The organism is Catenulispora pinisilvae, from assembly GCF_015356865.1.
Taxonomy (GTDB): Bacteria; Actinomycetota; Actinomycetes; order Streptomycetales; family Catenulisporaceae; genus Catenulispora; species Catenulispora pinisilvae.
On the sequence record NZ_JAAFZA010000115.1, the window covers coordinates 21130 to 31514 of the forward strand.

A 10385-nucleotide genomic window follows, 5' to 3' on the forward strand; every position below is an offset into this window, starting at 1 on the left:
GGCATGTATGGCGGTGCTCATCGGGGTCAGTGCTCTGATGGTGAGCGCAGGGCCGGCTTTGGCGGCGCGGTTGGATGACCGGGCTCTGCGACGAAGCGTCGCGGCTGCCTCTGAACAGGGGCTCGGGGCGTCTGTCACGTTGGACACACTCGGCATCGATGCCGGTGGGGCGGGGGCGGGGGCACCAGCGCACGCGTTCGATGGCTTCACCAGTCAGTTGCTGGCGCCTCTACCCGGTTGGGCGCGGCCGATGCTGGGCGTGCCGTCGATCGATATCGCCACACCGTTCATGCTGGCGGCCGCGCCGGGGTTGGCAACCGTTGGTGGTGTCGCGCCTGAGGTGCGCGTCGAGTATGCGGATCAGGTGCCGGGAGGCTTGCGGTACGTTGCCGGAACCGCGCCGCCGGTTGGTGCGCTCGCGCCGAACGCCGTGGTCCCGATCGCGGCGTCGACAGCGACGCGGGACGTGCTGCACCTCACGGTCGGCGAAACTGTCGCCCTGTCCCCCGGCACACCCGGGGCCACGCCCGCCACGGCGCGGGTGGTCGGCTTCTTCCAGCCGATCGACACCACGTCACCGGCGACTGCGGCCTTCTGGCACGCCCACCCCTGGCTGCGCGCTCCCGTGCCCGGGCAAGGTCCGGTGCGCGACGGCTTCAGCCCTCTGATTCAACGTGCGACCGTGCTGACCAGCGCCGCCGGCCTGGCCGCCATCACGCCGGCTGCCAGCGCCGCCGGGTCGGTCGGCACCACGATCACGTTCCCGCTCGCTCCGGGCAAGATGACCGCCGACAGCGCGGCGGACCTGTCCGCGGAGTTGGGGCGCATGACGGACCCCGCGTTCGACAACCCCTGCACCCCCGCGTCGTACGGGATGCCCGAGCAGTGCGGCCCGTTCACGGTCGCCCGGGGCGGGTTGGCGATCGCCGCTGATATGAAGCCGACGCTGGACCGGTTCGTCACGGCGCGCGCCGAGGTGTGGGTCGTGGACTCGTTCTCGCTGGCGAGTCTGGCCACCGTCGCGCTGATCACGCTGTTCAGTGCGGCCCGGCTGACGGTCGGCCGGCGCGAGCGTGATCTCGTGCTGCATCGGGCCAGGGGCGCCAGTGTGAGAGGGCTGATGGCGGTGCGTGCGGTGCACGGTGCCGTGGTGACGGTCCCGGCGCTGGTCGTCGGGTGGATCACGGCGCGCCTGTGGCTCCTGTTCGGGAGCCACGATCCGCAGAGCAGTGGGCCGGGACCGGGCTGGCTGCTCGCGGCGATCGGCGTCGCGGGCCTCGTGCTCCTGCCCGGGCTTACGTGGGCGGGCAGTCGTTCCCGGTCGGTGGCCGCGGCTCCGGCCGTGGTACGCCGCCGACGCCTGGCCGTCGAGGCCGGGGTGGGAATCCTCGCGGTCGCGGCGGTCGTCTCCCTGCACAGCCGCGGTATCAGCGGCCTGCCGGCGGCGGGCATCGACCCGCAGATCAGCCTGGTTCCGGTGCTGCTCGGTGCCGTCGGCGCCGTGGTGCTGCTGCGCGTCCATCCGGTCGTGCTCGGCGGGTCGTTGCGCTGGGCCCGTCGCCGACGTTCGGCGGTGCCGGTGCTGGCGTTCGCTCAGGCTCGGCGCGGGCCGGGGCTGGGCGCGGCCGGTCTGCTGGTCTTGGTGCTGACGCTGGCCGGGCTGGTTTTCGGCGGTCTGGTCACCAGGACGGTCACGGGTGCCCATGTCGATGCCGCGAACGAGGTCAGCGGCGATGCCGTCGTTCAGGGACGCGGGCTGAACCCAGCGGTACGCGCCGAGGTCGGTGCGGTCGCGGGAGTTCAGCACGTCATCGGTGAAGAGGCGCTGTGGACCCCTGGCGGCGGCACCACACCACCTGTCAAGACGATCGCCGTCGATGTCAAGGCTCTGATGGCGTCCGACCCCACCTCGCGGCTTGCCCATCTGCTCGCCGGGGACGGTGTCGGCGCCGGCACCGTCCCCGGCACCGCCCTGAGCGCGTCAGATTTGCGGGTGGTCAGCACCGAACTCGGCGGCCTGTCCCCCGCCGACCCCTTCCTCGTCGTCCCGCTGGCCGCGGGCTCCGACCCCGACACCCTGGTGATCGACGGTCCGGGCGTCAGCGAATCCGAGCTCCGCGCGGCGCTGCCGGCGAACATCACGTACCAGATCCAGACCCGCGGAACCCTGACCGACGACCTCGATACCAGTACCCTGACGGCCTCGCTCGACCTGGTCGCGAACGCCTGTGCCGCACTGGCCTCGGCCTTCGCGCTGGCCGCGCTGGTACTCGAATTGCTGGCCGGGGCGCGCTCACGCGGCGAGGCGGTCTCGTTCCTGCGGACGATGGGCCTGCGCAGCCGGTCGGCCACGTCCATGCTGATCGTGCAGCTGCTGCCGCCGGCGTTCCTGGCCGCGCTGGCCGGGGCCGGTCTCGGGGTCCTGATTCCCCGGCTCCTGGGCTCGGCGCTGAAGCTGAGGGCGGTGACCGGTGGCGCGGCCGAGCCGGTGATCCGCGTGGACTTCGCCACCACCGCGGCGCTCGGCGGCGGGGTCGTAGCGCTGGTCCTGCTGGCCGCGCTGATCGACAGCGGTCTGGCGCGGCACCGTCGGCTCGGCGCCGTTTTGCGATTCGACTCCCGATAGCGCGACTCCAGAACCCGACGGAAGGTGATCCATGACCACCCTGGACGACCTCGAAGCGCACGCCGCACGGCCGCGCGAGCGGTTCGGGGCCGAGGCACACATCGTCTGCGACAACCTGGTCCGGATCTACCAGGCCGACGGGGTGCAGGTGCAGGCACTTCAGGGCCTTGACTTGCTCGTCGACAAGGGCGACCTGGTCGCGCTGGTCGGGGCGTCCGGCAGCGGGAAGTCCACGCTGCTCAATATTCTGGCCGGGCTGGACACACCGACCGCGGGCGCGGCATCGGTCGCGGGCTGCGATCTGCTGACGATGAAGGCGCGGGACCGGCTGCGGTATCGGCGCGAGGTCGCCGGCTTCGTGTGGCAGCAGACCGGGCGGAATCTGTTCTCCCACCTGGACGCACTGGACAACGTGATGCTGCCGATGAGCTACGCCGGCACGCGTGGCGCGGCGGCTGAGCGGCGGGCCGGCGAACTGCTGGAGCTGCTGGGCGTCGGCCACGTCCTGGACCGCCACCCCGGCATGCTGTCCGGGGGCGAGCAGCAGCGCGTGGCGATCGCGGTGGCGCTGGCCAACACACCGGACGTGCTGTTCGCGGACGAACCGACCGGCGAGTTGGACAGCGTGAGTGCGCAGCAGGTGTTCGAGGCGTTGCGGACCGCGAACCGGGAGCTCGGGGTGACCGTGCTGGTGGTGACGCACGACGCGGCGGTGGCCGGACAGGTGCGGCGGACCGTGGCGATCCGGGACGGCCGGACCAGCTCGGAGACCGTGCGGGGCATCTCAGTAGCTGGCGACGGGTCGGAGCGGCAGATCGCCGAGGAGTACGTGATGCTGGACCGGGCCGGGCGGTTGCAGCTGCCGGGCGAGTACGTCCAGCGGCTGGCGCTGCGCGATCGGGTGCGGGTGGCGTTGGATGAGGACCACGTCAGCGTGTGGCCGGCGGCGGCCGGGCCCGCATCCCGGCCCGCACCCGATACAGAGTCCTGAGTAAACTCCTTCTGGCCCGATCCCGCTCAGCGCGACTCAGACGGAAGCAGCAGGAGCTTTCCGCGGGCATGGCCGGTGAGGCTGACGTCCAGCGCGGTGCGCCAATCCTCCAGCGGGTAAGTCCCGGCGATCGGCACCGTGAAGCGACCGGCGGCGGCCAACTGCGCGAACTCGGGGAAGGCACCGTAGCGCTCTTCGTCGGTAAAGGTCGCGGGGTCTTCGTGGAACGAGTCGCGGACCCCGAGGTCCGGCGCCGAGGCGACATCCGAGCAAGTCAGGACCCTGTTCGCCGCGCCGCCGACGAGCTCGACGAGTTCGGGCAGGGCATTGTTGGCCGGGGCGGTGTCGAAGACGGCGTCGATCGGGGCGTCGGTGAGGGCCTTGACGCGCGCGGGCAGGCCGGGGCCGTAGGTGGTCACGATCGCGCCGAGGTCCGTCAGCTGCCGGGTGTAGGTGGTGCCAGCGGTCGCCACCACGCGTACCCCGCGGGTGAGGGCGATCTGGACGGCCGCATAGCCGATGGTGGTTCCGGCGCCATTAATGAGGACCGTGCGACCAGAGGCAGGGCCATCGGTGCCGTTGGGGCTATCGGTGCCATCGGTCAGCCCGAGGCGCGTCAGGTGCCAATAGGCAGTGCTCAGCGCCATCGGCAAAGCAGCAGCCTGAATGAGGTCCAGGCCTTCGGGCACGGCGAACCAGTGATCCATGATGGCGTGGTCCGACGCGCCGGCGAGCGGCTGCCCGGCCCAGTCGGCGGTACCGAAGACCAGGTCGCCGGGCTTGACGTCGGTGACGTCCGCGCCGACGGCCTCGACCGTGCCGGAGACGTCGCATCCGATGCCCCGAGGCAGGTTCCCGGGGAACAGGCCGCGGCACAGGGCCCAGTCGGCCGGCGCCAGGCCGGTCGCGTGGACGGCGACGCGAACGCGGCCCGGGCCAGGAGTCGGAACCGGGACGGTTTCCAGGCGCAGGACGTCGGCGGGTTCGCCGAATTCGTGGAAGCGCACCGAGCGGGTGGTGTCGGGGGCGGCAGTCATGGGACTCCTTCGTACGGCTTCATGCGGCTGAGCAGCGCGGGACCAAGAGAAACGGAACATGTTCCGTTTCCTCGTGCCTATACTAACCCCATGCAGGGCTCAATCGGAACACGTTCCGCTTAGACATGACCGCCGACTCCTCCCGGGCTGCCGGCCAGGTCCGCGCCGATGCCGCGCGCAACCGCCAGACCCTGCTCGCCGCCGCCACCCGCGTCTTCGCGCGCTCCGAGGACGAGCCCTCGATGCGCGAGATCGCCCGCGAGGCCGGCGTCGGGGTCGGCACGCTGTATCGGCACTTCCCGACCCGCGAAGCGCTGGTCGACGCGGTCTACCAGGACCAGGTCGGCCGGTTGACCACCGGAGCACGGGAGTTGCTGGCCGAGCATCCGCCGGCCGAGGCGCTGCGGCGGTGGATGGACCTGTTCGCGGAATGGCTGACCACCAAGCACGGAATGACCGACACGCTGCTGACGATGGTCGACACCGGCGAGATCTCGCTGGCCCACACCCGGCAGGAACTGCTCACGGCCATCGGCACCATCCTCGACGCCGGGGCCGAAGCCGGGCAGATCCGGGCCGAGGTCCGCGCCGAGGACGTCAGCACCGCGGTCCTCGGACTGCTCGCCGTCGCCGGGAAGCGCGGCGGCACCGAGCAGGCCGGCCGGCTGCTGGATCTGTTGATGGACGGACTCAGGCCTCGATGATCGGCTGACGTCAGACCGTCCACACTGCTGGTATCAGTACTATGATCCACCGCGAGATGGCACTTACCGCCGACGACAACGCACTCGTGAGGTGAGGTTCATGGACCGCCCGTTCCGATTCGGTGTCAACATGATGATTCCCGCGTCCGCAACCGAGTGGCGGGCGAAGTGCCGCAGGGCCGAGGCCCTCGGCTACGACGTGATCGCCGTGGCCGACCATCTCGGGATGCCCGCGCCGTTCCCCGCTCTCGTCGCCGCCGCCGAGGCCACCGAGCGGCCGCGGCTGGGGACGTTCACGCTGAACGCCGCGTTCTTCAACCCGACGCTGCTGGCCCGCGAGGTCGCGACCACGGACCAGCTCACCGGAGGCCGGCTGGAGCTGGGGCTGGGCACCGGCTATGTGAAGGCCGAGCACGACAAGGCGAACCTGCCGTTCGGCACGCCCGGCGAGCGGGTCGCCCACCTGCGCCGCACCATCGAGGAGCTGGACCGGCTCGCGGTCGCCGAGGACTTCGCGCCGCATCCGGCGCAGGCCCCCCGTCCGCCGCTGCTGATCGGCGGCAATGGGAACAAGGTCCTGGAACTGGCCGCGCGGCACGCGGATATCGTCGCCTTCACCGGGGCGGCCACCGCTCCGGGCGACCCGAGCGGAGCCCCGCGCGCCTTGAGCGCGGAGCAGTTGGACGAGCGCGTCGCCACGTATCGCAAGTTCGCCGCCGACCGGGCCGAACCCGCCGAACTCAATCTTCTGATCAACTTCGTCGTGCCGACCGACGACAGGCGTGCCGCGATCCGGCCGCACCTCGGCAACGTCCCGCACCTCACCGAGGACGAAGCGCTCGACCTGCCGATCCTGCTGCTCGGCACGACCCAGCAGATGGCTGAGCAAGTGCGGGCGCAGCGGGAGCGGTACGGGTTCACGTACCTCACCGTGCTGGAGCCGGCGATGGAAGCCTTCGCGCCGGTGTTGGAGGCGCTGCGCGGGGAGTAGTCGGGGCCCAGGCGCGCTGACTGTGCGACCCTGGATCATGCCCTTGAGTGACTACGAGCTCAGATGTTCGATCGCCGTGTCCGACATCCAGAAGGCCGTCGAGTTCTACGAAGGCAAGTTGGGCCTGCCGGTCCTGTGGTCCGGGCCGAGTGCCCGCATCGCCGGCGGCAGCCGGATCTACGGCTCCGGCGGCGGGCCGGCGCTGAACGTCTACCAGTCGGTGACCGCCGGGAAGACGGCGGCGACGCTGGCGGTCTGGTACGTCGACGACATCGAGCGGGTCGTGGACGAGCTCACCGCGGCCGGCGTCGAGATCGTCCGCTACGAGCAGTTCGAGCACGACGCGCGCGGAATCACCGCGCGCGCCGGCGGCGGGCGGATCGCGTGGATCCAGGATCCGGACGGCAACACGTTCGCGATCGAGGCCGACGTCTGAGCGCTCGGGTTACTACGACGCCGGGAGCCCCGCGGCCTGGAGCACCTGCCGGAGCACGGCCGGATCCGAACCGGCCAGCGACGAGCCGTCCTTCGAGGCCTTCCACAGGTTGTCCGGCAGTGTCAGGGTCTTGCCGTCCAGCATCAGCGTCGGGGTCCCTTTCAACGACAGCGCGTTGAAGTCCGACCAGTTCTGCTGGACCAATCCCTTGTAGGTACCGGCCGTCACGCAGGACTCGAAGGCCGGTGTGTCCAGCCCCGGCACCTGCTTGGCCAAGGCGATCAGCGTGGCGGTGGCGCTGTAGCCGTCGGTGGTCTCGTCCGGTTGGTTGGCGAACAGCACGTCGTGGTACTCGATGAACTTGCCGGCCGTGGCCGCGCACACGGCCGCGTTGCCGGCCTGCAACGAGCCGCTGCCGTTGTCGTTGCTGTCGATCAGCGTCACCGGGTGGAACAGCACCCGCAGCGTTCCCTTGGCCACATAAGCCTTGTAGACGGACGCCGACCCGGTCTCCAGCGCCTTGCAGTAGGGGCACCGGAAGTCCTCGAAGATGGTCAGGGTGTGCGGGGCCGTCGCCGGACCGTAGGCCAGCGCCGTCGCCTTGTTCGCCGGGTTCGCATACTTGTCGGCGACCACGGAGCCGTCGGCCGGCGGGGTGTAGGCCTTCGGTTTGGTAGAGGCCGTACTCACCGCGATGCCGACGCCGACTGAGACGCCGATCACCGCCACGACCGCGGCGAGGACGGAAATCCGGCGGAGCCGCATGCTCTTGCGCTTTTGAGCTTCGCGTTCAGCGGCCACCCGAGCCCGTGCGGACTTCTCGTCCCGAGCGTCCTGCTTAGCCACAGCCCCATCCCCCACACCATGCTGAGTCCAGACGACCAACCTCCCGGATCTGACCACCGCGACGCGGTGCCGTCAAGCCCCCACTGGCGCCAGCCGAGCGCTCCCCGGCGTCGACGAAGCCTCGGGGAGGCCGCTCTTCTTCGCTTAGGCAAGCCTAAGTAGGGTATGGCTCAACGCCACATCACGCCCGTCGCCCGCCGGGTGGTTGCTTGTCTTACTCATGGAGGTCTCGGTGCCCACGTCTGCCCGGCGATCGCGCCGGTGGCGGCCGCGGACCCCGGCCGGCACCGGGCGCATCCTCTGCGCTTCCGGCTGCGGCGACGCCGGCAACCCCGTGTTCTGACATGGCCGGGTCGAGGCGGGGCGAACGCGGGGCGTTGTACTGCTGTGTCCCGCACCGCACCGACGCCGACCAGCTGCCGGTCGACGCCCAGGAACGGCGGGGCCGGGCCCTGGCCGCCTCGTTGCGGATCACCGTGCGCCCGGAATCGGTGTTCGCGGACCGGCAGCGTGCGGTCTGGCAGCCGGAGACGGATCGGGCCGGCTGGAGGGGCCTGCTCGCCGCGATCCGTGCTGGTCGGGCAAAGGCGGTTCTGGTGTTCCGGCCTTCGACGCTGATCCGGCATCGCCCGGCCGACGCGGTGGAACTGTTGCTGCTGGCCGAGGAACGCCGGTTGACGCTGCACGGCTTCGGCGACGACGTGGACCTGAACGATCCCGGGGTGCGGTCGGCCATCCTGAACCGGGCGCGGCAGTCCAGCCAGACCGCCTCGGCGCTGTCCGAAGCGGCTCGGGCCGCGCACGAAGTGGCCGCCGAGACCGGACGTCCGCACGGCGGCGGGCGCCGCGCGTACGGGTACGAGCCGGGAATGCGGGCCCTGATTCCCGAGGAATCCCGCGTGGTCCGGGAGGTCTACGCACGCTATCTCGACGGTGAGAGCCTGCGCGCGATCGCCTGGGACCTGAACGCCCGCGGCGTCCCGACCTCCACCGGCAGCACCTGGACCACCACCGGCATCGACCGGGTCCTGGCGGCGCCGCGGTACTGCGGGCTGCGGGTGTTCCGGGGCAGCGTCGACCGCGAGGAGGGCGGGCTCCGTCCGGGCAGGTGGGAAGCGTGCGTCGACATCGGGGATTGGCGCAGAGCGCAGAAGGAGCGCGCGCAGCGGGCCGCCGCGAACAGCGCGGGGCAGCGGCAGCGAGCGCGGTACCTGCTGACCGGGCTCGTCGTGTGCGGACGGTGCCACGTGCACATGGTCGGCTCGATCGTCGGCGACTACCGGATGTACGCCTGCGCCTCGTTGAACAGCCCGCTGCCCAGGACCTGCACCATGCACATCGCCGCGGCCTCGTTGGAGGACTTCGTCTGCGAGGCGGCCGTGGGGCTGCTGCTGGACCGGAACGACTCGATCGACCCGAACCGGCCGGTCAGCGTCCGGCGCGGACCGGCCGAACCGCCGGCCGGCCGCGACGGGTTCCGGGCCGGGCACGGCCAGATCGACCTGCGGGACGTGCACGCGTTGGACGGAGTGGTCACCGGGCCGAAGGCGTCGGCGGCTTGGCGGCGGCTGCCCGAGGAGCGCAGGGCCGCGGTGCTGCGGGCGTTGTTCGTGGCCGTTGAGATCGGGCCGAAAACCACCGCACGCGGCGTTTTCGACACCAGTCGCATCACCGTGGTTCAAGGCCGAGATCCCGGTATATCCATGCCTTGAGGTACTACGCCGCATAGCAGACGGCTCGAACGAAACTACGAATCAAGCTCGTCGACGCGGTACCGGATCTAATCGCCCGATGCAAAATACCAGGCCAACAGTGAAGGTGTAGACCAACTGCTACTACGGATAGCAGTCGGTCGTCATCCATGGCCTTACATAAGAAACCGTTGACCGCTACTCCGCGTGGCGCTAGCTTCCACAATCAGCACGGCGCACAACGGCACGGCCGGTCCCAGACGCACCGGTCACCTGCGGCGGAACCCACCTGGCAAGCCCAGCACCGCAGATGGCTCGCGCATCACTGCAAGGCATCGGTCGCGTCGTCCCCTGCCGAAGGGCGTTCGGACACCGCGTCCGAACGCCTCCCACACCGAGAGGGAAGCCACCCCAGTGAATCTCAGTTCACGCCTGCGCGCGACCGCGCGCGTGGCAACAGCCGCCGCCCTGGGCAGCGCGCTGACCATCGCCGTCGCCTCGGGGGCCACCGCCTCCCCGGCGCCGTCCGCGTCCCCGTCGGCATCCGCGAACCTGATCGCCGCCGAGGCCGCCGGCTCCGCCCACGCCTCCCAGCCCGACGTCACCCAGGCGAATCAGGGTTCGAGCCATGCCTGTTCGGCGGTTATCGTCGTCGGGCACCAGTCCTGCTTCGCGCTGAAGCGGGACGGAGTCCACGCCAACACGGCGATCTCCCCCAACGCCATCCCCTCCGGTGTCGGGTACGGGCCCTCGCAGTTGCAGTCGGCCTATAACCTCACCTCCACCTCGGCCGCGAACGGGTCCGGCAAGACCATCGCACTGGTCGACGCCTACGACGACGCGAACGCCGCGTCCGACCTAGCCGCATACCGGTCAGCCGCCGGGCTGCCCGCGGGGAACTTCAAGAAGGTCAACCAGACCGGCCAGACCTCCCCGCTGCCCTCGGCCCCACCGGCCGGCGACGACTGGACCCTTGAGGAGTCCCTGGACCTGGACATGGCCTCCGCGATCTGCCCGCTGTGCAGCATCGTGCTGGTCGAAGCCGCCGACGACTCCAGCGACG

General features: G+C 70.7%; 8 protein-coding genes and 1 pseudogene. 7 read left to right on the forward strand and 2 right to left on the reverse strand.

The window, feature by feature from the left end; translation table 11 throughout:
- Positions 1-259 precede the first annotated feature (259 nt).
- Together IZR01_RS27865 and IZR01_RS52550 are read left to right on the forward strand one after the other, a co-directional pair.
- Positions 260-2626, forward strand: coding sequence for an FtsX-like permease family protein (locus IZR01_RS27865; protein WP_194925573.1), 2367 nt, complete (start codon positions 260-262; stop codon positions 2624-2626).
- Between the two features lie 31 nt (positions 2627-2657).
- Positions 2658-3617, forward strand: coding sequence for an ABC transporter ATP-binding protein (locus IZR01_RS52550; RefSeq protein WP_194925574.1), 960 nt, complete (start codon positions 2658-2660; stop codon positions 3615-3617).
- A 26-nt stretch (positions 3618-3643) separates the two neighbouring features.
- On the opposite strand, the gene IZR01_RS27875 is transcribed toward IZR01_RS52550, so the two are convergent.
- Positions 3644-4654, reverse strand: coding sequence for an NADP-dependent oxidoreductase (locus IZR01_RS27875; RefSeq protein ID WP_194925575.1), 1011 nt, complete (start codon positions 4652-4654; stop codon positions 3644-3646).
- Between the two features lie 125 nt (positions 4655-4779).
- On the opposite strand from IZR01_RS27875, the gene IZR01_RS27880 reads away from it, so the two are divergent.
- From IZR01_RS27880 to IZR01_RS27890, 3 genes are all read left to right on the forward strand, one after another.
- A complete protein-coding gene (locus tag IZR01_RS27880; protein WP_194925576.1) occupies positions 4780-5358 on the forward strand; it encodes a TetR/AcrR family transcriptional regulator in 579 nt (192 codons plus the stop codon).
- Between the two features lie 100 nt (positions 5359-5458).
- A complete protein-coding gene (locus IZR01_RS27885) occupies positions 5459-6349 on the forward strand; it encodes an LLM class F420-dependent oxidoreductase (protein ID WP_194925577.1) in 891 nt (296 codons plus the stop codon).
- 37 nt (positions 6350-6386) lie between these two features.
- Entirely contained in the window at positions 6387-6785 is a 399-nt protein-coding gene (locus IZR01_RS27890) for a VOC family protein (RefSeq protein ID WP_194893210.1), read from the forward strand.
- A gap of 12 nt (positions 6786-6797) precedes the next feature.
- Here the strand turns inward: IZR01_RS27890 and IZR01_RS27895 are convergent, their stop codons facing one another.
- Positions 6798-7631 carry a DsbA family protein gene (locus IZR01_RS27895; protein ID WP_194925578.1) on the reverse strand — a complete coding sequence of 278 codons (834 nt, stop codon included), beginning with the start codon at positions 7629-7631 and terminating at the stop codon, positions 6798-6800.
- Between the two features lie 344 nt (positions 7632-7975).
- On the opposite strand from IZR01_RS27895, the gene IZR01_RS27900 reads away from it, so the two are divergent.
- Both IZR01_RS27900 and IZR01_RS27905 read left to right on the forward strand, forming a co-directional pair.
- Complete coding sequence (locus IZR01_RS27900) at positions 7976-9343, forward strand: recombinase family protein (protein ID WP_194925579.1); 1368 nt, start codon at positions 7976-7978, stop codon at positions 9341-9343.
- A 393-nt stretch (positions 9344-9736) separates the two neighbouring features.
- Positions 9737-10385: pseudogene (locus IZR01_RS27905) on the forward strand (hypothetical protein); the annotation flags it as partial.

Coding starts and splice junctions, on each gene's coding strand:
- IZR01_RS52550 (WP_194925574.1), top strand. CDS start 2,658: ATGACCACCCTGGACGACCTCGAAGCGCACGCCGCACGGCCGCGCGAG.
- IZR01_RS27875 (WP_194925575.1), bottom strand. CDS start 4,654: ATGACTGCCGCCCCCGACACCACCCGCTCGGTGCGCTTCCACGAATTC.
- IZR01_RS27880 (WP_194925576.1), top strand. CDS start 4,780: ATGACCGCCGACTCCTCCCGGGCTGCCGGCCAGGTCCGCGCCGATGCC.
- IZR01_RS27885 (WP_194925577.1), top strand. CDS start 5,459: ATGGACCGCCCGTTCCGATTCGGTGTCAACATGATGATTCCCGCGTCC.
- IZR01_RS27890 (WP_194893210.1), top strand. CDS start 6,387: ATGCCCTTGAGTGACTACGAGCTCAGATGTTCGATCGCCGTGTCCGAC.
- IZR01_RS27900 (WP_194925579.1), top strand. CDS start 7,976: ATGGCCGGGTCGAGGCGGGGCGAACGCGGGGCGTTGTACTGCTGTGTC.